General features: G+C 38.7%; 25 protein-coding genes, 1 tRNA gene and 2 pseudogenes. 20 read left to right on the forward strand and 8 right to left on the reverse strand.

Features of this window, described 5'->3' with window-relative positions:
* Window positions 1–33: 33 nt before the first annotated feature.
* Window positions 34–996, forward strand: a complete 963-nt coding sequence (locus tag EL241_RS05435) for a LacI family DNA-binding transcriptional regulator (RefSeq protein WP_036107380.1) — start codon at window positions 34–36, stop codon at window positions 994–996.
* A 137-nt stretch (window positions 997–1,133) separates the two neighbouring features.
* Here EL241_RS05435 and EL241_RS05440 read toward each other — a convergent pair whose 3' ends face one another.
* Window positions 1,134–2,285 (reverse strand): hydroxymethylglutaryl-CoA synthase, encoded by a 1,152-nt coding sequence (locus EL241_RS05440; protein ID WP_036107377.1) that lies wholly within the window; start codon window positions 2,283–2,285, stop codon window positions 1,134–1,136.
* 159 nt (window positions 2,286–2,444) lie between these two features.
* On the opposite strand from EL241_RS05440, the pseudogene EL241_RS13790 reads away from it, so the two are divergent.
* The 7 genes and pseudogenes from EL241_RS13790 to EL241_RS05470 form a co-directional block, all read left to right on the forward strand.
* Window positions 2,445–3,596: pseudogene (locus EL241_RS13790) on the forward strand (thiolase family protein); the annotation flags it as partial.
* A 36-nt stretch (window positions 3,597–3,632) separates the two neighbouring features.
* A pseudogene (locus EL241_RS13795) lies at window positions 3,633–4,880 on the forward strand (hydroxymethylglutaryl-CoA reductase, degradative); the annotation flags it as partial.
* A gap of 127 nt (window positions 4,881–5,007) precedes the next feature.
* On the forward strand, window positions 5,008–6,174 hold the full coding sequence (locus EL241_RS05450; RefSeq protein WP_036107375.1) for a DEAD/DEAH box helicase: 1,167 nt from the start codon (window positions 5,008–5,010) through the stop codon (window positions 6,172–6,174).
* A gap of 95 nt (window positions 6,175–6,269) precedes the next feature.
* Window positions 6,270–8,945 carry a sigma-54-dependent transcriptional regulator gene (locus tag EL241_RS05455; protein WP_036107372.1) on the forward strand — a complete coding sequence of 892 codons (2,676 nt, stop codon included), beginning with the start codon at window positions 6,270–6,272 and terminating at the stop codon, window positions 8,943–8,945.
* Window positions 8,946–9,077: 132 nt separating this feature from the next.
* Window positions 9,078–9,392: a PTS sugar transporter subunit IIB gene (locus tag EL241_RS05460; RefSeq protein WP_036107368.1), complete on the forward strand. Its 315-nt coding sequence runs from the start codon at window positions 9,078–9,080 to the stop codon at window positions 9,390–9,392.
* Between the two features lie 15 nt (window positions 9,393–9,407).
* Window positions 9,408–9,713: a PTS sugar transporter subunit IIA gene (locus EL241_RS05465; protein WP_126320406.1), complete on the forward strand. Its 306-nt coding sequence runs from the start codon at window positions 9,408–9,410 to the stop codon at window positions 9,711–9,713.
* A 17-nt stretch (window positions 9,714–9,730) separates the two neighbouring features.
* Window positions 9,731–10,813: a DUF871 domain-containing protein gene (locus EL241_RS05470; RefSeq protein WP_036107365.1), complete on the forward strand. Its 1,083-nt coding sequence runs from the start codon at window positions 9,731–9,733 to the stop codon at window positions 10,811–10,813.
* Window positions 10,814–10,853: 40 nt separating this feature from the next.
* Here EL241_RS05470 and EL241_RS13630 read toward each other — a convergent pair whose 3' ends face one another.
* Window positions 10,854–11,015, reverse strand: coding sequence for a hypothetical protein (locus EL241_RS13630; protein ID WP_159099862.1), 162 nt, complete (start codon window positions 11,013–11,015; stop codon window positions 10,854–10,856).
* Window positions 11,016–11,149: 134 nt separating this feature from the next.
* Here EL241_RS13630 and EL241_RS05475 point away from each other — a divergent pair, with 134 nt between their 5' ends.
* On the forward strand, window positions 11,150–11,602 hold the full coding sequence (locus tag EL241_RS05475; protein ID WP_036107362.1) for a hypothetical protein: 453 nt from the start codon (window positions 11,150–11,152) through the stop codon (window positions 11,600–11,602).
* Window positions 11,603–11,677: 75 nt separating this feature from the next.
* Window positions 11,678–11,751 (forward strand) — tRNA-Arg (locus tag EL241_RS05480).
* 47 nt (window positions 11,752–11,798) lie between these two features.
* Here EL241_RS05480 and EL241_RS13915 read toward each other — a convergent pair.
* Window positions 11,799–12,119, reverse strand: coding sequence for a 4'-phosphopantetheinyl transferase family protein (locus EL241_RS13915; protein ID WP_077912819.1), 321 nt, complete (start codon window positions 12,117–12,119; stop codon window positions 11,799–11,801).
* Window positions 12,116–12,475, reverse strand: a complete 360-nt coding sequence (locus EL241_RS13920; RefSeq protein WP_145985335.1) for a 4'-phosphopantetheinyl transferase family protein — start codon at window positions 12,473–12,475, stop codon at window positions 12,116–12,118. The genes EL241_RS13915 and EL241_RS13920 overlap by 4 nt, the downstream gene beginning before the upstream one ends.
* A 212-nt stretch (window positions 12,476–12,687) precedes the next feature.
* On the opposite strand from EL241_RS13920, the gene EL241_RS05490 reads away from it, so the two are divergent.
* From EL241_RS05490 to EL241_RS13890, 10 genes are all read left to right on the forward strand, one after another.
* Window positions 12,688–13,218: a GNAT family N-acetyltransferase gene (locus EL241_RS05490; protein WP_052009251.1), complete on the forward strand. Its 531-nt coding sequence runs from the start codon at window positions 12,688–12,690 to the stop codon at window positions 13,216–13,218.
* A gap of 22 nt (window positions 13,219–13,240) precedes the next feature.
* Window positions 13,241–13,468, forward strand: coding sequence for an acyl carrier protein (locus tag EL241_RS05495; protein WP_036107358.1), 228 nt, complete (start codon window positions 13,241–13,243; stop codon window positions 13,466–13,468).
* A gap of 11 nt (window positions 13,469–13,479) precedes the next feature.
* A complete protein-coding gene (locus EL241_RS05500; protein ID WP_036107355.1) occupies window positions 13,480–14,652 on the forward strand; it encodes a beta-ketoacyl-[acyl-carrier-protein] synthase family protein in 1,173 nt (390 codons plus the stop codon).
* A gap of 9 nt (window positions 14,653–14,661) precedes the next feature.
* Complete coding sequence (locus EL241_RS05505; RefSeq protein WP_036107353.1) at window positions 14,662–15,573, forward strand: beta-ketoacyl synthase N-terminal-like domain-containing protein; 912 nt, start codon at window positions 14,662–14,664, stop codon at window positions 15,571–15,573.
* 5 nt (window positions 15,574–15,578) lie between these two features.
* Window positions 15,579–16,295 (forward strand): 3-oxoacyl-ACP reductase FabG, encoded by a 717-nt coding sequence (gene fabG, locus EL241_RS05510; protein ID WP_036107350.1) that lies wholly within the window; start codon window positions 15,579–15,581, stop codon window positions 16,293–16,295.
* On the forward strand, window positions 16,289–17,344 hold the full coding sequence (locus tag EL241_RS05515) for a peptidogalycan biosysnthesis protein (protein WP_126320407.1): 1,056 nt from the start codon (window positions 16,289–16,291) through the stop codon (window positions 17,342–17,344). The genes fabG and EL241_RS05515 overlap by 7 nt, the downstream gene beginning before the upstream one ends.
* A 26-nt stretch (window positions 17,345–17,370) precedes the next feature.
* Entirely contained in the window at window positions 17,371–18,495 is a 1,125-nt protein-coding gene (locus EL241_RS05520; protein WP_126320408.1) for an MFS transporter, read from the forward strand.
* A gap of 4 nt (window positions 18,496–18,499) precedes the next feature.
* On the forward strand, window positions 18,500–18,943 hold the full coding sequence (locus EL241_RS05525; RefSeq protein ID WP_036107342.1) for a 3-hydroxyacyl-ACP dehydratase FabZ family protein: 444 nt from the start codon (window positions 18,500–18,502) through the stop codon (window positions 18,941–18,943).
* Window positions 18,944–18,946: 3 nt separating this feature from the next.
* Complete coding sequence (locus EL241_RS05530; protein WP_036107340.1) at window positions 18,947–19,489, forward strand: PadR family transcriptional regulator; 543 nt, start codon at window positions 18,947–18,949, stop codon at window positions 19,487–19,489.
* A gap of 92 nt (window positions 19,490–19,581) precedes the next feature.
* Window positions 19,582–19,707, forward strand: coding sequence for a hypothetical protein (locus tag EL241_RS13890; RefSeq protein ID WP_260450449.1), 126 nt, complete (start codon window positions 19,582–19,584; stop codon window positions 19,705–19,707).
* 51 nt (window positions 19,708–19,758) lie between these two features.
* On the opposite strand, the gene mreBH is transcribed toward EL241_RS13890, so the two are convergent.
* The 4 genes from mreBH to EL241_RS05550 all read right to left on the reverse strand — a co-directional run bounded on the left by mreBH (window position 19,759) and on the right by EL241_RS05550 (window position 24,185).
* On the reverse strand, window positions 19,759–20,766 hold the full coding sequence (gene mreBH / locus EL241_RS05535) for a rod-share determining protein MreBH (RefSeq protein ID WP_036107337.1): 1,008 nt from the start codon (window positions 20,764–20,766) through the stop codon (window positions 19,759–19,761).
* Between the two features lie 251 nt (window positions 20,767–21,017).
* Window positions 21,018–22,259 carry an MDR family MFS transporter gene (locus EL241_RS05540; protein ID WP_036107335.1) on the reverse strand — a complete coding sequence of 414 codons (1,242 nt, stop codon included), beginning with the start codon at window positions 22,257–22,259 and terminating at the stop codon, window positions 21,018–21,020.
* Between the two features lie 94 nt (window positions 22,260–22,353).
* A complete protein-coding gene (locus tag EL241_RS05545) occupies window positions 22,354–23,586 on the reverse strand; it encodes an aminopeptidase (RefSeq protein WP_036107331.1) in 1,233 nt (410 codons plus the stop codon).
* A gap of 146 nt (window positions 23,587–23,732) precedes the next feature.
* Entirely contained in the window at window positions 23,733–24,185 is a 453-nt protein-coding gene (locus EL241_RS05550) for a flavodoxin (protein ID WP_036107468.1), read from the reverse strand.
* Window positions 24,186–24,342 lie beyond the last annotated feature (157 nt).

Below are 24,342 nucleotides of genomic sequence, written 5' to 3' on the forward strand. Positions count from 1 at the left end.
TATAATGAAATAAAACACAAAGGAGCGATTAATGTGGTAGGGATCAAAGATATTGCAAAGAAGGCTGGCGTTTCTATTTCTACGGTCTCCTATGCACTTAACAATAGTTCGAAAGTTACGGAAAAGACCAGAGCGAAAATCATGGCGATCGCAAACGATTTAAATTATATCCCGAATATGGCGGCAAGAACGCTGAAAACGAGAGAAACGAAAATCATCGGCGTTTACCTGACTTCGTATGGCGGCGTCTTTTACAGTGAATTATTAGATGGACTTACAAATTCGCTTTATAAGCATGGTTATGAACTGATTGCCTGTAGCGGTAAAAAGAGTCATCGCTTTCTACCCGAAAAAATGATCGATGGTGCGATTATCCTAGATGCCACTTTCCCGACCGAAGAGATTTTGAATTATGCCGATCGCGGACATAAATTAGTAGTTTTGGACCGTGAGATCACTCATGAGAATATCGGTCAGGTATTATTGGATAACCGAGCTGGATCAACACTGGCGATCGATTATCTATCAACCAATTTTTCCGGCGATTTTTATATCGTGACAGGTCCAGATGATTCGTACGATGCAATGATCCGATTGCAGACGGCAAAAGATGAGTTAGCCCGTTTCGGTGATAAAGAAGTGCATATCATTGAAGGGGATTTCAGCGAGGCAAGTGGTGAGCTTGCTGCTAAAAAAATCGAAAAAGAATGGGAAAAACCCGTTTCCGTCTTTGCACTCAATGACAATATGGCGATCGGCATGTACCGCCACTTCCAACAAACCAATCTAAAAATCGGTGAAGATATCCGCATCGTGGGATTCGATAATACGCCAATCAGCGAATACTTAAACCCTCGACTTTCGACGATCGAATATTCGAAGTATAAGTGGGGAGCCTTGGCAGCAGAACAGCTGGTAAAATTGCTGGAAGGAAAAGAAGCAACGAATGAGATTATTTATACGACACTAATCACAAGTCCTTCGGTATCGAAGTGACCTAAAGCAAAGACCAACCAGGCATGTTAGCTGGTTGGTCTTTGCTTTAACGCTGATAGTTTTCGATTATATCCTGCATTTGGCGACTAATGCAAAAAAAATAGAGACGGAGCTCCGTCTCTATTTTAAATCAATTCCTAGCTTCGATACTCCCGAACCGTATTTCGAACTGACGAAATACTATAAGCGAGCGTATCCTCGTATTCCGCGTCTTTATCTACATCCAGACGGTCAGAAAACATGATTTCGTATTCTTCGATCGTCAATTGTTTGCGATGCGCAAGCTGCTCGGCATGCTTTGTTTTTAACAGTTGCTCCTGATAATCTTCTACCAAGCGACCGCTGAAAAACTCTGCCACTGCTCCGGAGCCATAGCTAAACAGACCAATCAAATCGCCAGCTTTAAGATCTTCTGCATTCTCAAGCAGCGAAATCAAGCCAAGATACAGAGAGCCAGTATAAAGATTACCGGCTTTGCGGCTATAAGCAATACTTTTTTCGTATTTGGCTAAAATCCGGTTTTGTGCTTCTTCACTTTCACCTTCTAAAATAGCAAGTAAGGCTTTCTTGCCCATTTTTGTATAAGGAATATGAAAGCTGAGTGCCGCGAAATCAGCAAGCGCATGCTGAGAACGCTTGGTATATTCTTGCCAAACAGTTTGGAAAGACTGGATATAAGTTTCTGTAGATAACGGACCGTCGACCATTGGATAGTCATGTCCGACTGGACGCCAAAAATCATAAATATCTTGCGTCAGTGCCAGGCAGTCATCATTAAAAGCAATGATTTTAGGATCAGTAGAGACCAACATCGCGACGGCACCAGCCCCTTGCGTCGGTTCTCCACCAGAGGCAAGTCCATATTTTGCGATATCGGAAGCAACCACTAGAACTTTGCTTTCTGGATGATTACGAATATGGTTGATCGCAAATTGCAGGGCAGCAGTACCACCATAACATGCTTCCTTGATCTCAAAGGAGCGGGCGAATTTTTGAATGCCTAATAAGCGGTGTAGCACAACAGCAGAGGCCTTGGATTCGTCGATGCCTGACTCAGTTCCGACAATGACCATATCAATCTTGTCTAGGTCTTCCGCTGACAAAATGTTCTTGGCAGCATTCGTGGCAAATGTCACGATATCTTGTGTTTTCGGATTCACTGCCATTTGATCTTGGCCGATCCCGATAAGGAATTTATTTGGGTCAACATCTCTTGCTACTGCTAAGTCAGTCATATCCACAAAGTAAGGTGGGACAAAAAAGCTCATTTTATCTATACCAACGTTCATTGTCATTCTCCTTTATATATAGTATACTTTTATAACTTTACCATAGAATACAAGATTTTAAAAAAGTAAGCTCGCAAAGTTCCACAAAATAACTTTTATTGGGCTTCGCGAGGTGTTTTTATAGAAGAGATGTGATATATTTTAAATGGAGGTGGCGTGGTGAAAGATATCGTGATTATCGATGCCTTGAGAACACCGATAGGTAAGTACCGAGGCCAATTAAGCAAAATGACAGCGGTTGAATTAGGAACTGCCGTTACAAAAGCATTATTCGAAAAAAATGACCAAGTGAAAGACCATGTAGAGCAAGTGATCTTTGGAAATGTCTTGCAAGCAGGGAATGGTCAAAATCCCGCAAGGCAAATCGCTTTGAACAGCGGATTAAGTGCGGAAATACCAGCATCAACTATCAATCAAGTATGTGGATCGGGGCTCAAAGCAATCAGTATGGCTCGCCAGCAGATATTGCTAGGAGAAGCAGAGGTTATTGTTGCAGGTGGCATTGAAAGTATGACAAATGCGCCTTCGATCACTTATTATAATAAAGAAGAAGACACGCTTAGCAAACCGGTGCCAACGATGACGTTCGACGGCTTGACGGATGCTTTTAGTGGGAAAATAATGGGGCTGACTGCTGAAAATGTAGCTGAGCAATATGGCGTCAGTCGCGAAGCTCAAGATGCGTTTGCATATGGCTCACAAATGAAAGCAGCCAAGGCGCAGGAACAAGGTATATTTGCAGCAGAGATCCTGCCCCTTGAAATCGGCGACGAGGTCATTACACAAGATGAAGGTGTCCGCCAAGAAACGACGCTGGAAAAATTAAGCCTATTGCGTACGATCTTTAAAGAAGACGGAACTGTAACAGCCGGCAATGCTTCAACGATCAATGACGGTGCTTCTGCCGTGATTATCGCTTCTAAGGAATTTGCTGAAACAAATCAAATCCCATATTTAGCTATCGTACATGATATTACCGAGATCGGAATCGATCCAAGTATCATGGGTATCGCACCGGTTTCTGCAATCAACAAACTGATTGATCGTAACCAAATTTCGATGGAAGAGATCGATTTATTTGAAATCAATGAAGCTTTTGCAGCTTCTTCAGTCGTAGTTCAAAAAGAATTAAGTATTCCTGATGAAAAAATCAACATCGGCGGCAGCGGCATTGCACTCGGTCATCCACTTGGAGCCACAGGTGCAAGGATCGTCACGACATTGGCACATCAGCTGAAACGAACACACGGTAGATATGGGATCGCCTCCCTTTGTATTGGTGGCGGATTGGGCTTAGCGATATTAATAGAAGTCCCACAGGAGGACCAACCTGTAAAAAAGTTCTACCAATTAGCTAGAGAAGACCGTCTAGCTAGGCTGCAGGAACAAGCAGTCATTTCTCCGGCAACGAAACACGTATTAGCAGAAATGACATTGCCGGAGGATATTGCCGACAATTTGATCGAAAATCAAATCAGTGAGATGGAAATCCCGCTTGGGGTCGCGTTGAATCTGCGTGTCAACGATAAAAGTTATACTATTCCGCTAGCAACAGAGGAGCCATCCGTCATTGCCGCATGTAATAACGGAGCAAAAATGGCAAACCATTTAGGCGGTTTTCAAAGCGAACTGAAAGACGGCTTCTTACGCGGCCAAATCGTGTTGATGAATGTAAAAGAACCTGCCACAATCGAGCATACGATCACTGCCGAAAAAGCAGCAATCTTTCGTGCTGCAGCGCAAAGTCATCCGTCGATCGTCAAGCGTGGCGGTGGTTTAAAAGAAATAGTAGTCCGTACTTTTGATGATGATCCAACCTTTCTATCCATCGATTTGATCGTGGATACGAAAGATGCCATGGGTGCGAATATCATCAATACGATTTTAGAAGGCGTAGCAGGCTTTCTGCGGGAAATACTCACAGAAGAGATCCTTTTCAGTATCCTCAGCAATTATGCGACAGAATCGATCGTTACTGCAAGCTGCCGCATCCCTTATGAAGCGTTAAGCAAAAAGGGGGATGGAAAACGTATTGCTGAAAAAGTGGCAGCAGCCTCTAAATTTGCTCAGCTAGATCCTTACCGAGCGGCGACCCATAATAAAGGAATCATGAACGGCATCGAAGCAGTGGTGTTAGCAAGCGGTAATGATACCAGAGCGGTCGCAGCTGCGGCACACGCTTATGCTTCAAGAGACCAGCACTACCGAGGCCTAAGCCAGTGGCAAGTGGCGGAAGGTGCGTTACATGGCGAAATCAGTCTGCCACTGGCGCTTGGAAGTGTCGGCGGCGCGATCGAGGTCTTACCGAAAGCAAAAGCTGCTTTTGAGATCATGGGCATCACGGAAGCGAAGGAACTTGCAGAAGTGACAGCCGCAGTTGGTCTGGCGCAGAATCTAGCCGCTTTGAGGGCGCTTGTTTCAGAAGGTATCCAGCAAGGTCATATGTCCCTTCAAGCTCGCTCTTTAGCGCTTTCTGTTGGAGCTACGGGGAAAGAAGTGGAGATCCTGGTGGAAAAACTTCAAGGTAGTCGAATGAATCAAGCAAACGCACAAACCATTTTGGCTGAGATCCGCTCACAAAAAGTAGAACTTTGATCGGAAAGCATGTTTCCTATTTTCTTAGGAAACATGCTTATTTTAATAAACTCCGCCTTTCATGGCGATGCTTTTTTTTAGTAGACATGATATGATGAAATAAGAATGAAATAAAGGAGATAAAAGCATGCTGAATGAAAGATGGAATAAACAGTGGGAAGCGCATGGTTACGAAGCACCTACCGATGTCCAAAAAGCGTTATATCAACCGATAAAAAATGGAGAAGCCATTATTGCTGCTTCCGCGACAGGAACAGGTAAAACTGTCGCTTATCTACTCCCAATGTTAGAAAAAATAACACCAGAGCCGAAGACGCAATGGCTGGTTTTGGCACCTGCCCATGAATTAGTCATGCAAATCAGTGATGTGATCCGCAGCTGGATAGAACCAGAAGAAAAAATCGATGTGATGCCAATAATTGGAGGCGCCAACGTAAAACGCCAAATCGAGAAATTGAAAAAGAAACCACAGATCGTGGTCGCTACACCCGGAAGAGCGCTTGAACTGATCAAACAAAAGAAACTGAAAATGCACGAGATCGAAGCAATCACATTGGATGAATCCGATCAGCTGTTGCGTCAAGAAAACTTCGCTTCTACCTTGGAGATCGTAAACAGTGCTAAAAGAGATCGACAATTGATTTTAGTATCCGCGACAAAGTTGGAAGAACCCGAACGTTTCTTTGCACAGGTCGAGAATGAGATCACTTATATCGATATCCAGACTAGTAAACAAAGCACGGATAATATCGCACATCAATACATGGAAGTCGAGCATCGCGAAAAAGGTAATTTGCTGAAGCGATTGTCGTTTGTAAAAGGGATGCAAGCACTTGTATTTGTGAAAGACAAGCCACGAATGGATATTCTGCTTGAAAAATTACAATTTGATGGCGTCAAAGCAGCAGGTATCCATGGCGATATCAATCGTGAAATTCGGAAAAAAGTACTGAGACAATTTAAAAACAAGGAAATCACATTTCTTGTGGTTACAGATGTAGCGGCAAGAGGATTGGATATTCCAGATCTACCATATGTTATCCAATATGATATGCCGCTTGGTGCCCGCGAATATACCCATCGCAGCGGACGTACCGGTCGAATGGGAAAAGCAGGGAATGTGATCACATTTGCCTCTCCACGTGAAATCCGGACATTAAAACAGTATTACCGAGATATGGATGTCAAAGGTCAATTTGTGCAATTTTACCACGGCGAGATTCAAGCCAAGACGACCAAACCGGTTAGAACAAACGTCAATGTCAGAAAACCTAACAAGAAAAAGAAGAAATAAGTTGTTTTATTTAAAATAGTGAACAAAATCTATTGATTGTTTCTAGGCAACCGTTATAATGAAGGTACAGAGATTTGTCTAAAGGAGACGAGTAGATGTCGAGTAGAAAAGAAGAGATACTTGCACTTTTAAACGAATGGAATAAAAATGTTTCAGCAGCCGAAATTGCTGAATACCTCCACATGGACCGCGCAAACAGCAGTCGATATTTAAATGAATTATATAAAGAAAACAAGATCGAAAAAATAAACGGTAAGCCAGTTTTATATAAGTGTCTAGCGCAAGAATTAGAAACGAAAGCTGCAGAAGAATCCGCGGCCTTTGATCGATTGATCGGTTCTGAGGAGAGCCTTAAAGTGAGCATCCAGCAAGCAAAAGCTGCGATGCTTTATCCTCCCCGCGGTCTTCATTCGCTTGTACTCGGTAAAACCGGGACAGGGAAATCACTCTTTGCTGAATGTATGTATTATTTTTCAAAAGAAGTAGGGATGATCAAAACAGATGCTCCATTTATTGCCTTTAATTGCGCGGACTATGCACAAAATCCGCAGCTTTTGTTCGGACATATTTTTGGCGTGAAAAAAGGGGCTTACACCGGAGCAGAAGTTTCTCAAGATGGCTTGCTCAGCAGTGCAGACGGTGGGATCTTATTTCTAGATGAGATTCATCGACTGCCTCCAGAAGGGCAGGAAATGCTTTTCACTTTTATTGACAAAGGAGAGTATCGCCCGCTTGGCGAAAGCGCTGACGTGCATCATGCAGATGTGCAGATCATCGGGGCCACAACGGAATCGCCAGACAACTTCTTGTTAGAAACATTTACACGGCGTATTCCCATGACGATCACGCTACCTTCCCTAGCGGAACGGAGTTTGAATGAACGCTATGAGCTGATCGAATTTTTCCTGAAACAAGAAGCTTCTCGTTTGAAACAAACGATTCACATTGATCGCAAGACGTTGCTCGCATTTTTACTTTATAAAGCAAGTGCTAATGTCGGCCAATTGCAACGCGATTTGAAACTCGCTTGTGCCAAAGCATTTTTACATTATAAAACCAAAGCGAGCACATATATCCTGATCGAACAAAATGATTTGCCGATCCATGTTCAAAAAGGACTGCTTCATGTCAAAGACGAACCGGATAAAATCAATCGTTTGATCGATATGAACCAAACGATTTTCAAGTTCACCGATACAAGCGCAAAATCTGATCCCGACGAAGATTTTGATGATGTTTACCAAGTCATCCAAGAAAAAGCAGAACGCCTGGAAAAAGAGGGTAAAGATCAGACAGAAATGGAAAAAATGCTTTACATCGATGTCGATAAATATTTTCATGAGTATATGATCCAGCTACCTTCCGAACAAACAGCCAAAGAAATCATTGCGCCGCCGATCTGGGAGTTGGCTGGAGCAATCTATCAGCAAGCAGGCGAAAGTTTGGGCAGGACCTATAACGAAAAAATGCGTTTTGCATTTGCGCTGCACTTGCAAAGTACGATCGAGCGTATCAAAGAACAGAAACATATCATTCATCCCGATCTTAACAACATTCGCAAACGCTATCCCAAAGAATTCCAAGTCGCGATCGATCTTTCTGCAACGATCGAGCAATCGCTGGATATTGAGATTCCATTTGATGAAATCGGTTTCCTGACAATGTTCTTAACAGAAGAAACAGTGGACACCGATAATTCCCCAGAATCACAAGTCGAAGTGATTGTCATGATGCATGGTCGTTCGACAGCAAGCAGCATGGTCGAAACGGTCCAAGAACTACTTAGCATTGAGACCGGTACGGCAATGGACATGCCACTTTCGATGGATGTGCAGACCATGTATGAAAAATTAAAAAATACCGTTAGACAGTTGAATCCACAAAAAGGCGTGCTACTACTCAGTGACATGGGTTCCTTGACATCTTTTGGGAATATGCTGACCGAAGAGCTAGGTATTCGGACCAAAAGCGTTTCTATGGTCAGTACTCCTGTCGTTTTGGAAGCGATTCGCAAAGCGTCAATGGGGAGAGGATTGGAAGATATTTACCAAAGTTGCCAGCAGCTTTTCGAAAATAAATACAAAGCACGGGTCTTGCGTGCCAAACCAACAAAAAATGCGGTCGTATTGACTTGTTTTACTGGCGAGGGAGTGGCAGAACAGCTGCGAAGCGTCGTTGCCCCATTTATTGGCAATACCAATGTCGAACTGATCCTGCTACAGTTCTTGCATAAAGAAGCATTTCGCGAGCGGATCGACCAGCTGATGGAAAACTACAATATCTTGGCCATTATGGGTTCTGTCGAATTTGAATATCGCGATATTCCCTTTTTCAGTGCTCTAGAAGTGCTGTCAGAAGGCGGCATCAATATTATCAAGCGGATCATTAATGATGAAGTCCCTTATGAAAAACTTATCGCTTCCTTAGAAGGCAATCTAAAGGTCGTGGATTCTCCAGAACAGCTTGTTTACTTCTTAAGAAAAGTCATTTCCGAATTGCAAGTCCAGCTTAATATCGTGCTAGACTCCGATGTCGATATCGGACTGATCCTTCATATGGCCTTCTTGATCGAGCGAATTCGACTAGGTGCTGTCGACCGAGAATTTCCTAACCTCAACGAGTTTGAAAAAACACATCTGGTCGAAATGCAAATCACCCAGCAAATGATGGAAAATATTGAAAAAGAATACAGCGTTACGATCCCGCAATCCGAGATCGCTTATCTGACTCAGATGATGCTCGCTAATAAAATCAACAGTCCTAGTAGATAAAAAAAGCAAGTGTGTAGGTTTACACACTTGCTTTTTGAGATGTGTAACGAAAAAGCACGCTATTGCAATGTAAAAGTTGGCACGCTTTTTGCATTTTTATTTAGTGACAGTTTGAATGGAGGAGGGCATATTATGATTAGAATCATGCTTATTTGTTCAGCTGGCATGTCTACTAGTTTGCTTGTCAAAAAATTAAATGAAGCCATCGAAAAAAAACAAGTCGCTGCGAATGTCATGGCAGTGGCGGAAGTCGATTATGATAAATATCGCGATCAGGTTGACGTCGTTTTTCTTGCCCCGCAAGTCCGTTTTTTAGAAAAAAATGTCAAGCGGAAAATGGGCGAATCTGTCCCAGTGGAAGTAATGGGTGGCATCGATTATGGAACGATGAATGGCGCGAAAGTACTGGAACGGGCAATCGAGCTGGTAGGTGAGAGAAAGAGATAGAAAGGAATGTTGGAAATGGAAGAATTAGAACAAACCATCATGCAATTGATTATTTATGGGGGAAATGCGAAAAGCGATGCCATGCTAGCTATTGAAGCAGCTAAAAAAGGCGATCTGAAAACAGCAGATGAACAAATTAAATTGGCAGATGATGCCTTGCTTGAAGCACATCATTCGCAAACAGCACTTATCCAAGGCGAGGCTCGTGGCGACCGGACAGAAGTTTCTTTACTTTTAGTTCATGCCCAAGACCATTTGATGAATGCGATTACATTCAAAGATCTAGCTAAAGAAATCGTGGAATTATACCGCGCTAAATAAGAAAAGAGGTAGCTAAGATGAGAAAATTAGGAATTTCCGTTTTTCCGCAGCATGTGGAATTACAAGCATCTTTAGATTATATTGAGCTTGCAGCTAAACATGGTTTCAGCAGAATTTTCACTTGCTTGATCTCGGCAAATGACAAAGAAGAATTCAGCAAATTAGAAGTGATCTGCAAACGTGCGAAAGAATTAGGCTTTGAAGTGATTGCCGATGTCGATCCTGGCGTATTTGAGTCCCTTGGTATTACGTATCGGGAATTAGAAAAATTTAAGGAGATCGGTCTAGCGGGGCTGCGTCTCGATATGGGATTCTCCGGTGCGGAAGAAGCGATGATGTCTTTCAATGATACGGATCTGAAAATCGAATTAAATATCAGTAATGGGACAAGATATGTAGAAAATATTCTCTCTTATCGTCCCAATTTAGCGAATATCGTCGGCTGCCATAATTTCTATCCACGTAAATATACAGCGCTTAGCCGAGAGCACTTCTTAAAAACGAGCAAGCAGTTCAAAGACTTGAATATCCGCACAGCGGCTTTCGTTTCATCAACTAGCGGAGAGTTTGGTCCTTGGTTTGTAGTAGACGGAGGACTGCCGACATTAGAAGAACATCGCGGCTTGCCGATCGCCGTACAGGCAAAAGATCTATGGAATACCGGTTTGATCGATGACGTGATCGTTGGCAATATGTTTGCATCCGAAGAAGAACTGCAATCTCTAGCGGCACTGAACCGCAATGAATTAGAACTGACAGTCGAATTTTTACCAGAAACTACGGCGACAGAAAAAGAATTGGTACTGACACAAAAACATTTTAATCGTGGCGATGTTTCTGACTATGTTATTCGTTCCACAATGACACGTGTCAATTATAAACAGTTCGATTTCCCAACACACGATACAGACACGATCGAACGCGGCGACATTACCGTTGATAATAATGGGTATGAACGCTATAAAGGCGAAATGCAGGTAGCACTTCGGCAAATGAATAATTCCGGCAACACAAATATTGTAGCCAGAGTCATCCCTGAAGAAAAATATCTGCTAGATAGCATCCTGCCGTGGCAGCATTTCCGCGTTATCGAAAAATAAAGCGAAAAGACCAAGCATTTGTAACGAATGCTTGGTCTTTTTAATCATCATAAAATTTGATTTGGCCTTTGATATCTTTTTCTGTGATATGGTATTTTTGAACAAACCGCTCACGCTTGCGATATTCGATATGATATCCGGCAGCGATACCAATAATAATAATGACCAGTACTCCTGCTGTGATAAGAGGACCCCACATCATCGGCATCATTCCTTTCGTCTTCGATACGTAATTTAGTATAACCTAAGAAGGTGCTCAGAACAACGGATGAGAACTGACAAAACAGCATATTTATGCTATATTACAGAAGTAAACTGTTTAAAGGAGGGCTGATAATGAAAAAAATAGTAGATGTCGTCATTGTAAGCTTTTTACTTATTATTCTTGTTGGCTTCACTCTCCTAATTCCGTTTGCACTTTATCTGCTTGCCTTTGGTGGCTTAAATTTCTTACCATTTATCGACATCACGATCGTCAACCCGCTAGACTTTGTAGGAAACGGCGTCATCCTAGGAATCTCAAGCGTTGTTTATTTATTCTGTCTTGATATCAGCTATGAATTCACCTTGCAACCATACATGCCGGAAACAGGATTTGCCAAACACGTGGTGAAAAACATTGTCGGTCTGTTTTCCATGATCGCCTTCGCTTTTATTTACTGCTACTTTGCACCAAGTATCCAGGCAACGGATGTTGGAGCACTCATTGTCGGCGTGTATTTCTTTGCTTTATTCACCATCTGCAATATTATTTTCGACTTATTTATTGAAAAACGAATACATCCGTAAGAAATTGCGCTGTAAACGGAATTTTGATACAATAAGAAAAGTGCATCATGATCAAATGTCATTGTGCCTTAATTTGTCCCCGTAGCTCAGCAGGATAGAGCAATTGCCTCCTAAGCAATAGGCCGCACGTTCAAATCGTGTCGGGGACATCAGTTATTCGCCAGAACCTTTTTTTAGGTTCTGGCATTTTTTGTTTTTATAAAAGCTGTATTGGTGAAATGGATTCGATGGTGTTGATTTCAGGCGCATCAAAAGAGATAGCTGCAGAATAACCTGGAGTGATATGAATAAGGTGCATATTTTTAGGGTGTTTATTTGATGAGCTGAGTATTAGTTTATTTTGAGAACGATTAATAGATACCCAAAAATCCTTTAAAGGCATTGAGAATCCTTTGCCGATATATTTAATATAACTTTCTTTTAATGTCCAATAAGCATAAAAATATTCTGCACGACTTGCGAAAGGAGTACTTATTATGTCTATATATTCTTTTGGATGAAAAAAACGCTTTGCTATATGAAATGGAGTAGATTTTTTTGTGTAAACTCAATATCAACACCGACATTGTTCGTACTAATAGCACAAACAATAACCTTTTTTGAATGGCTAATATTAAAATGAAGATTTGGATGTCCTTTTATGAAAGGCTTACCATATTTGTTCGACATAAAACAGATTTTTTGTGTTGTCATTGCAAAATCACGCATTAACGAATATCTTAATACTAGTTCAGAATATAGAGATAGAGTTCTGTAAGTAGTATATTTTAAATTTTTTATTTTATTAAATCGTTCATAAGAGATCTTTTTTAAAAGATAGTTTTCCATACTTTTTGAGCTATTCTGTGTATTTAAGTAGTAAAGTTTTAACATTTCTATTATTCCTCCTACAAAGATGATGAAATGAAATTCTCCTAGTTGAATCAACACCTATCAGTATATCAAAAATAGGTAATGTATTCTATTTTTAAAAATTTAGAAAATTTAAAAAAGCATTGACATTTTCTATCTCTAAGTATATTATTGGTTCAAATAATATTAATTTGATTAATATTGTTTTCATTAATATTATTGGAGGGATGCCAATGAATACGAGAATAATTACATCTAGAAAGGAAAAGATGAAGTTATTTAAAAAGCGATTTGATGTATTTGTCTTAAAAGACCAAGATGCTCCAGGTTATTTGTATCCTGATGGATATCTAGTAGATAAATGTGATACAAAAGGGCTTCATGTAGGCTGTTTTGAAGGAAAAAACCTCTTAGGATTTTTAACTGTGATTCTTAAAAAGAATTGTGAAAAGCTACCTATCGAAATGCAGCATGAAATAGTGGCAGATTATTCTAGTGCTGAAATCATGAGATTAGTAATATCTGATGAATTTGTTAGTAAAAAGGAATTGGCAAAAAGAGGAAAAATTTTACAAAATCTGTTAGGGATGGTTGAAAAGATAGTTAAGGATCAGCAATTAAAAACTCTTTATTTAGTAACAACAAGAGAAGCTCAATCAATGTATGAAAGGATTGGTTTTATACAAATTGGAACATATAAAATGTATGAGAACATTTCATATGAATGTCCAATGAGAATGGAATTAAAAACTGTGAAAATTTAAATGTTTGGAGGAAGGATAAAACATGGAAGCAAAAATCAAAGAAATTGTCAGTAACATAGCAGAAGTTGAGATTACAGAGGTTGGTTCAGATACAGATTTAATTGAAGAATTGGATGTTGATTCAATGATGGCGCTTGAAATTTTAACGGATGTAGAAAGAAGTTTTCAAATAAGAGTTCCGGATGAGGAATTACCAAATTTTACTAGTGTTCGTTCCATTAGTAATATTGTTAAAAAAATAATGGGATAGAGGTGATATATATGCAGTCCAGAGTGGTTGTGTCAGGAATGGGCGTCATTACTTCTATTGGTGATAATGTTCAAACTTTTTGGGAAAACTGCTTAGAAGGAAGAACTGGAATCAGTTTGATAGAGCAAGAAGGTCTTGAATTGTTATCTGCACGGTATGGAGGACAAATAAAAAACTTCCACATGGATGAAGAAAGTGAGTCGGGAAGGAGCTCTGCCTTACTTTTATCTAGCATGGAAGAAGCAATAAAAAGTTCAACGCTTGATCCAAGTGATATCGATAAAGTATATATAGGGACGACAATGGGAGAAACAGCAATAGATATCACTGTGAAAAATGATTTTTTTTCAATAGAAAATAATGAGAAACTATTGAAGCAAAATAATGTGAAAAATATGTTAGTAGATACTATACATAGGATTGGGATTGAAGCGGAAAGCATCATTTTTTGTAATGCATGTTCAGCCGGAAATTATGCTTTGATTTCTGCATTTGAAAGTATTAAAAATGGTGATGCAAAAGTAGCTGTTGTGGGAGGAGTAGACTCTTTTTCAACCACTGCATACTACGGGTTTAGTCGTTTAAATGCCATTGCTGACCAGCAATGTAAACCATTCGATAAAAATAGAGATGGAATGATCGTAGCAGAAGGATCAGGGTGTTTGGTCATAGAGAGTTTAGAACACGCACAAAAAAGAGGTGCTGTTATATACGCTGAAATAGCAGGCTATGGTGTAAGTAGTGATGCATTTCACATTAATGCACCACATCCTTTAGGAAAAGGTATTTTTCAAGCAACAAAAAATGCGATTGAATCTGCTAGAATAACTACTAAAGAAATTGATTACATCAGCGCTCATGGAACGGGAACGGTCGCTAATGATAAAATCGAGTCAAAAGTTCTAAGTGAAATTTTTAACAGACCTATACCTGTTTCCTCAATAAAGTCTATGTTAGGTCACACTATGGGAGCAGCTAGTGCTATTGAATCCATTGTGTGTTGCCTTGTGATTAGAGAAGGGAAGATACCACCAACTATAAATTTTTCTGAATCAGATCCTGAATGTAATATTTATTGTGTACCAAATAGAGCAATTGACACTAAAGTGGATTATGCAATTAATAATTCTTATGCATTCGGTGGTTCAAATGCTTCAATAATTTTCAAAAAAAAGGATAGGTGAGGTTAAACTATGTGCGTGCAGATTTCTAAAATCATCTCGTTAGCACCTGAAGAAAAAATTGAGTACCTGATTAATGATCGGTTATTTTGTAAAGTCAATAAAATTAAAAATATAGATATTAGTAAATATACGAATAAAAAAGGCCTTAGGAAGCTCCCTCATGCTACGAAAAATGCTTTAGTAGCAAGCATGGAATGTAGTAGAGATATGTTATGTTCAGATTTGGAAAAGGTAGGTATTTATGTTGCTAGCTCCATGAGTTATATAGAACATACAAAAAATTTTATGAACAATACTTTTAATACTTCGGCAAAGTTTGTAAGTCCTATGGCTTTTCCTAATACAGTTCTAAATAGTATATCGGGGTGGATTTCCATTATTTTAGGTGTAAGTGGTCCCAATATAACAATAAATACAGGTAGAACTTCGGCATTAGATGCTTTAAAAATAGCAACTGATCATATTAAATATGGGTTAATAGAGCAAGCACTTGTTGTCGCAACAGAAGAAATATCGAAAGCTATTATTCAAAGCGACTTAACTGCAAGTGATAATTATGTTGAAGGTACAGTAGCTTTACTTGTGGAAAAGGCAAATGAAGGTAAGCAATTATGCATGATTAGCCAGATTTCAACTAATTTTGAAAGCCAAGAAAAATTCGAAGATAAGCTTTCTAAAATAGAATTTGATGGAGATAGATCAAAGCGTATTATTTATGATTCATTTAATACAATAGTTTCCAAGATGAGCCATAATCAAAAGCTAAATTGTGATATTAAACTTGATAAATACGGTGAAGGTTTCTCTATTAATTCATTTTTGAAAATTTATGATTTTATTAATTCAAAAAATACTAAGGCGATAGTAATAGAAAATAATCAATATGGCAATAAGGCATTTATTAAATTACATAAGAGGTGAGCAATTTGAAGCGAGTTGCAGTGGTTACTGGAGGAACAAGAGGAATTGGTGCAGCAATTGTGAAAAAACTATTAGCAGAGCAGGCCATTGTTCATTGCATATACTATAAATCAAATATTAAATTGGATGAAGAATCAGCGTCGTATCCAAATTTGTTTTTTCATAGATGTGATGTTAAAAAATATGAAGATGTCAAAGAAACTGTGAAAAAAATTCTTGATCAGGAAAGTAAGGTAGATATATTGATTAATAACGCTGGATGCACGAAAGATAGAACATTACATTTTATGAGTAAAAAAGCATGGGATGAAGTTATAGAAACTAACCTAAATGGGGTTTTTCATTTCACAAAATTAATAAGCAACAATATGATCGCAAATCATTCAGGTGTAATCATTAATATGTCTTCCATTACTTCATCCCATGTATTAAATGGTCAAAGTAATTATTCAGCATCTAAAGCAGGGGTAGAGGCATTTACAAAAGTTGTTGCAAAAGAGCTATGTCCATTCGGAGTAAGAGTGAACTCAGTTAGTCCAGGGTTTATAGAAACTGAAATGACAGCTTCTTTAGATAAAGAGAGTATTGAAAAAGAAATCCCATTAAAACGACTGGGAAAACCAGAAGAGGTTGCTAAATTAATATTATTTTTGGTAAATGATGATTCAGCTTATATCACTGGGCAAAACATTATCATAGATGGAGGAGTGAGCCTATGTTAAGTGTATATTCAAGAATAGTTGATATACCAAAAAAGCTTATCGATAAATGGAATGGTAAAAGCGATATTAGTATAGAACAACGACCTCAATGGTTAGAAGCTTGTGAGATGTTATTAGCAGATTATTCGCCAATCTACTTTTTTTTAATAAAAAACGATGAAATAGAAGGAATAGCGATTGGCGGACTAAAAAAGGATTTGGATTGTATAAACTTTATAAAAGATGCCGAGGTCATAGATAAAGTATCTCAAAAACGAAAGGAAAATCCTACCTATTTTTTTTATAATGTCTTATTTTTAGGAGTCCCAATGTCTACAAATTCTGGGATGATTTGTGAAGAAAGTAGTTTAACAAGTTTCATGCAGAACATAAATGAATATATTCTGGCAAAAGGACTGGCAAATGGACTGTTTATTACAAATCTACCAGATAATATTTCTGGCATGGAAGGTATCACTTTTCCATACCTTCCAAATACAAAATTAGAGTTACAATATGATAATTTTAACGATTATTTACAATCATTGAAAAAAAAGAAGAGATGGGATTTGAAAAACAAGAGAAACATTTTTTTAGATAAAGGGAATAAAGTCATCATTAGAGCGAATTCAGAGATTATAGATTATAAAGACATCTATAACTTATATATCCAAACAGAGGAAAAAAATGATACAAATATCAATTATATATTTTATAGCAGAGAAAATAAATTTCATGAGTTTTCATTATTGGACGATTCTTACAAATGGTTTCTAGTTTATAAAGGAAATAGAATCATTGCGTTTGCACTAATTGTTTTAGATGGTGAAAATTTGCTTTTTAAGCATGTGGGTATGGATTATGAATTGGAAAAGGATTCGTATTGCTATTTCAATCTTTATTACGAGGCCATACTTTTTGCGATAGAAAATAAGTATAAAAAAATGCTTTGTGGTACTACCACATATGATGTGAAAAGAAGATTAGGATGTACATTGGTTCATAGAAAAGCAATCTTGCAATTTGTTGGGGCTGAAATTGATGAAAACATAAAAGAAATGGGATTTTAAAGATAAATTTGTTTTGGAGGTATTAAATGAATCGTATTCTGATTGCTATTTCTTTGATAATTAATTTTATATTTATGATGTTAACAACACTACTTCCAATATTAGTTTTTAATATTACCCGGAGTACTACTGACGTTGGAGGCGTGTTAACTGTTTTTATGATTTCTTTGCTACTAGTAAGAATAATTTCTTTAAAAAGATATATGGATCCAGTTCTTGCAGTAGTAGCAGGATGTATTCTTTTTTTTTGCGGGTTTTTATTGCTATTCTACTTCCAAAAAAATTTAATTGTTTTTTATGGAGGAAGTATACTATTTGGGGTTTCAATTGGTCTAGTTCCACCAGCTATTCTTACATTGCTTACTAGAGAGGCAAGTGAATCGAAAAAAAATATCAGCATGTATAATTTAATAATTGCTTTTGCATCTGCTAGTGCACCATTTGTTGGAGAAGTCATGTATAAAGATTTCACTAAAACCTTATTTGGGTTCTGGATTTGTTCGGCATTCGCTATGTCAGTATTGGCAACCTATCTTTTATTCAAAGATAAGCCAAAAAATAAAAAAATTATTCAAGTAAAGCAAGAGGAATTGTCGATATTTAAAGATCTTAGAAGCTATGGTCAACAGTTTTTACCACTTCTTTTCAGTTCCATCTCGTATGGTGCGATTGTTACTTATTTGCCAATTTATTTCGATGAATTTGGTTATTCCATTGGCATATATTATTTCTTGTTCTGGGTAGCGTATGTAGCTGTACAATATTTAAGATCAATTACCAATCGGCTGAATGCAAACAGGCGTAGGGGCTTATTACTTATTCTAGCAGGATGTGCAAGCAGTTTATTACTCCTGTCTTTTATTTCAAATGTTCTGATTGTATACTTTTCTGGATTTTGTTATGGTTTTATGTATGGCTTGATTTATAATGTTTTTTATATGGAGGCCAGCAATATAAAGGACGAAAGAGTTAAAAATAATACTTATGCTATCATAGGCTTGATGTCTTATATAGGAGTTGGGTTAGCACCATCTTTATTGAAACCATTTTTATTTGAAGGAGTTAAATATATATTTGCTTTTAGCGTAATATATATACTACTAGCCATGATTATTTTTACAATATTTCGCAGGGGAACTGGAAAGGAGTGATCATATGTTTTTATCTTATCATGAAGTAGGGGAGATTCTTCCACAAAAAAATCCATTTAGGTTCATTGATACAGTAAACTCTTTTGATTGTAAAAGTAAGAGGATCGTATGCAAAAAACTATTTCTCGAAAATGAATTTTTCTTTGAAGGACACTTTCCAGAAGCACCCATTACTCCAGGTGTTCTTATAATTGAATCTATGGCGCAATCAGCTATTCTGCTTGAAAATCTTTTGAAAAAGCGGGAGATTAAGTTTGAAAAAGTATATCTTAGTAAAGTTATAGATGCAGTTTTCAAAAAAAGTATTAAGCCGAATACGTTGATTTATATAGAAACATATCTAAATAGAACAGTAACTAATTTTCACTTTGTTTCTTCAAAGGTGTATAATGAGGAAAATGATATAATTGCGAAAGCAACATTGATTGTTTCAATTAAAGGAGTTTGAAATATGACTGGAAAAGATATAATCTTGGGATTATTAATGGAAAAAAGTAGGACTGGATATGAATTAAACGAGGTATTTGAAAAAGTTTTTACACATTTCTATAAAACTTCTTATGGAATGATTTATCCTACTTTGAAGAAGCTTACGAAAGAAGGCTTTGTTGAAAAAGAGGTTGTTATCCAAGAAAGTAAACCTAATAAGAACGTATATACGATTACAGAAACCGGAGAGCAAGAATTTTATAAGTATTTACAAACTCAAATTTCTCCGGAAGCCAGAGAATCAGAATTTTTAGTGCGAATGTATTTGGGTGAATACGTTTCAAAAAAGAAACTACTAGAATGGGTGGAAGAAGAGCTTCTTCGAAAAAGAGACATAATTGAAAAGCTGCATGCTGACTATAAAGTTTGGGAACCGGTTATGACATTTTCACAGGGGATTTCGTATGAGATAGGTATTACTCAATTTGAATCAGAACTGAATATTCTTGAACAGAAGAAAAATGAACTGATTGATTTGATTGAAAAAGATAAAGTGGATGATTAAGCTAGTATAAGAATGCAGTTGAGATTATAATGTTGATAAAATAAAAGGAAGCAGACTGTCTTTGGCGGTTAAAGAGAGAGGAAATAAAGAATATGAAGGGATACAAAAATTTTGAGATCGTCTACACGATTGGTCTGTTTGCAGTAAATGTGTTTATTTTAGTTGGTATTATCTATATCGGCATAAAAGTATATCAATATCGAAAAAAATCGAAGTAGCGTAGTGCTACCTCGATTTTACGAAACGTTTTGCATTGCCAAAGCGTTTTTTTATTTCACCTTTTTCCCCAACGATTCAATCGTTTGCAGTGAGCGTCCTGTTCCGATTGCAACGGATTCCAGCGGGCTTGGTGCCATGTGGACAGGTACGTCGATTTCTTGTTTAAGCCAATCTTGGAAGCCGTGTAAAAGGGAACCGCCACCGCTAAGGATGATGCCACGATCAACGATGTCGCCGCTGAGTTCTGGCGGGCATTGTTCCAATGTATGACGAATCGCTTCCAAAATACGGTTCAATGTTTCGGTCAGTGCACGCTGGATCTCGGTAGATTCTACTTGGATCGTTTTTGGCAGACCAGTTAGAAGGTCGCGACCGCGAACATCAGAAGTGATAGTTTCGTGCGTGATTGGCGCATAGCCAAGTTCCATTTTGATGCGTTCAGCAGTTGCCTCCCCGATAAGCACATTGTAATTTTTACGAATGTATTGAATGATTTCTTCATCCATATGATCGCCGCCGGTACGGATGGATGTGCTAGAAACGACACCGCCATACGAAATAATCGCGATTTCAGAAGTTCCGCCGCCGATATCAACAATCACATTTGCGATCGGTTCGTCGACTGGCAGGTCTGCTCCGATTGCTGCTGCAACGGGTTCTTCGATCAATGTGACATTTTTTGCACCTGTAGAGCGTACTGCATCTTGGATCGCACGTTGCTCTACAGATGTAGCACCCGTAGGCGTACAAACAACGACATTAGGTTTACGGATGTTGTTGCCGGATTTACTGCCGATTCGGCGCATAATGGCATTAAGTAGACCACTTGTTAAATCAAAATCTGCAATGACACCATCTTGCATGGGACGGACAGCGATAATGTTGGCCGGTGTTTTTCCGATCATTTCCTTAGCTTCATGGCCGATTGCCAGTACTTCATTCGTTTCACGATTCAGTGCAACTACAGAGGGCTCATTCAAAATGATTCCTTTTGTTTTGCTGTAAACTAGAATATTTGCTGTTCCTAAATCGATTCCTATCGTTGTAGTTCCAAACATTTTTCCACCTAACTTTCTAATAATACGAGATTTTTCAAAAACTCCCTTTCCAGTATAAAGGAATTTGGGCAATATGTTGGGTATACAATAAAGTTGACATGAAATAGTAAAAAAGTTTAATACATATTGCCCAGAAATAATGCAAAGCGTCATTAACTTGTAAAAAAAGAAACGACAGCTTGCCATCTATCACGGATCTGAAACTGGTAAGAATCATTACTTTTTTCTCTCTCTAGTGTCATTCTAACAAATCAACGCTGTTTTTCAAACAAGAAGTACATATAGTAATAAACAAAACCGCTGAAGATCGCCAAAATACCAATGATAATAAAAGTGAGTGGATAGTCGATCACAGAAGCTAGTGTGATCGCAAAGGGTGCGACCACCTTTCCTACCGTATAACGCAGACTGGAGGCAGAGAAATACATACCACGTAATTTTTCAGGCGCGATAATAGAAATAAAATTCTGTTGGATCCCAACGGTCATCAATTCGGCAAAGCTGAACAGGATGATCGCGATAATAACACCCCAAGGCCCAGCGGAGAAACCAAAAATAAAGAGTGCGATCCCGTAAAGAAAGGAAGAATTCATAAAAACGAACTTCTCTTTGAACCGCGAGATCTGCCGGGAGATAATGACAGTAAACGTAGCAACGATAAAGCCGTTCAACGCTACACTAACGCCAAATAGCTGCTCGCTGCGCAATGAGAAGTGAAAAAGCGAGCTAGTTCCGATCACATCTTTAATGTAAAGCGGGAATAATAGATCCAGCTGCATAAAGGCTTGTGCGATGATGATTCCGGCTACGATAAATAGTAAAAACACTTTATCTTTGAAAATGATCTTATATTGACTGACCTGCTCCCGCAAAGCTTCCCACACCGTTTTTTTGATTTTCCCTTCTGGATGGAGCACGAGCGGCGCCGTTTCATGACCGAATTTTTGCAGCAATACAAGCAGCAGCAGGTCGGCAAGCGCGATTGCCACAAGGGTCACAACAGGATAATTATAGAAAACGACCGAGCCGATAATCGGACCGATAACGACGGCTACATTGATCATCATATAGAAAACAGCGTACACATGCGAGCGGTGTTCCGCAGCAACCACATCTGCAATCATTGCTTGGCTGGCAGGCTGATAAAAAGAAGTGAATACGCTAGCGATCGTAAAGCCGAGAAAACCGAGATAAGGCTGGTGGAAACTTTCTGTAGCGCTGAAGGCAAACAACAAGAAACCAAAACATTCGCCGATCACCGAAATGCTCATCATCTTTTTCCGGCCAATATTATCAGCAAAATACCCTCCCAACAGACCAGTGAACACAGTGAGTACCTGAGAACCGATCAGTAGAAAACTAGTGATCTGAATACCAAGTTCTTTTGAAAAATAAATCGTTAAAAAGGGGAAAACTGTCCAAAAAGAAATATCAAGCAACGCTTCCCCGAACAACCGTACTTTTAAATTAATATCCCAAGTATTGAATTTCATCATATACCTTCTTTCTCTCTATAAAATAAGACCCTTAAAAACATTAAGTTTCTAAGGGTCTGTATCGCTTAGGCATATGTTATAACGTAAAAGGTTAGAATGCCCAATCTCCATTTCGGAAAACGGGAACTGAGTCGCCAGATTGTGTGATACCGTCAATATCCATTTGAGCGGAACCAATCATGAAGTCGACGTGCGTACGACTATTATTGACACCCATTTTTTCTAACTCTTCGCGGGACATTTCCTCGCCGCCTTTTACATTAAAGGCATACGCGCTACCAATAGCCAAGTGGTTAGAAGCATTTTCATCAAACAGCGTATTATAGAAAAGAATACCTGATTGCGAAATAGGGGAAGGATCTGGAACCAATGCAACTTCGCCAAGATAATGCGAACCTTCATCAGTTTCGATCAAGTTTTTCAAGATTTCTTCACCTTGTTCTGCTTTTACATCAACGATACGGCCTTCTTCAAATGTGATGGTGAAGTTATCGATGATATTGCCACCATAGCTAAGTGGTTTCGTGCTGGAAACGTGACCAGATACAGCATACTTATCCGCGCAACAGAAAACTTCTTCTGTCGGCATGTTTGCCATAAATTCATGTCCCTTTTGATTATAACTGCCAGCTCCGACCCATAAATGGTTTTCCGGCAGTCCGATGTATAAATCAGTGCCGGGAGCAGTATAGTGTAATGTTTTAAATTGTTTTTCGTTCAGTTCATCCGCCTTAGCAGCTAGATTTTTATCATGTGCTTTCCATGTTGCAACCGGATCATCTGTGTGGATACGTGTGTTTTGGAAAATAGCTTCCCACAATTTATCCACTTGTTCTGATTCTGCTGCATCTGGAAATACTTTTTTCGCCCATCCTTCTGAAGCAGCAGCGACAACAGTCCAGCTCACGGTGTTGGACATCATTAATTCGCGGTACTCGGCCAGTGCATCGCCATTAGCGCGTTGGTTAGCGGCAATTTTAGCACCGTCGACGCCTTTGAGTAGATCAGGATCTTCCGAAGTGATGGAAATAAAGCAAGCACCTTCTTTAGCTAATTCTGTCAATTTTGCAGCGCGGTGTTTATCCGGCGTTTCAAAGACAGCGAGGGGAGCATTGTTATAGCGAAGTGCCGTTACTTCTGAATCGGACCAGTTGATAATGACATCTTTTGCACTTGCTTCAAACGCAAATGCTGTAATAAGTCTAGCAAGCGGTGCGTTTTCAAGTGTTGCATTAACAACTACTTTTTGATCAGGTTGTACGTTCACGCCAACCTCCACGATCAGTTTTGCATATTTTTTTAGATTTTCTTCAAATGTTGCCAATATAATTACACCTCTTTTTTTTCTCAATATTGAAATTGTAGCTTAAAGGGCATGAGAAAGCAACTCCATGAGATCGAAACTTCAAAAAAAACAGAAAAATCAAAGCAAAATAAAAAGCCGACCATTATTTAGGTCGGCTAAATCGATTATGCGTTTCCTAAAAGGGCATCCGCATAAGTTTTCGCATATTCTTCTGCTTTAGCAACATCGTCTTCATCTGGATCAAGATCAACTTTAAAACCTGCCACAGGAACGGTCGCTCCTTGTTCCTTCAATCTTGTCTCCACAAGATCTACTGTCAGGCAAAACTCATCGTAGAAAGTATCGCCTGAACCAAAGGATGCACAGATCATGCCGCTGAAATCAACATCCGCCATATCTTCATAAAAATCAACAAATTCGTCCGGTAATTGGCCATCATCATAGGTATAGCCACCAATCAATGCACCATCATATTCCAAAAGATCTTCTGGAGTAACAGAAATACATTCTTCGATCTCGACTTCGATATCGTATTTTTCCAATTCTTCGCCGAGAATATCAGCGATTTCCTCAGTATTACCAGTCATACTCGCATATACAATCATTACTTTTGCCAACATTATCACCATCTTTTTTAGTTTTATCATCTGCTAGACCAAGTGGATGATCTGTCCTTTACGCACTTTTTAATAAAGCTGCCAAAAGAAACGAGTCCGTAGCACTTGAATCCTACCCTATAATCCAGATAATTATAGCAAATATCCGGAAATGAAA

Origin of the sequence: Listeria grayi, from assembly GCF_900638015.1 — a bacterium.
Lineage (GTDB): Bacteria > Bacillota > Bacilli > Lactobacillales > Listeriaceae > Listeria > Listeria grayi.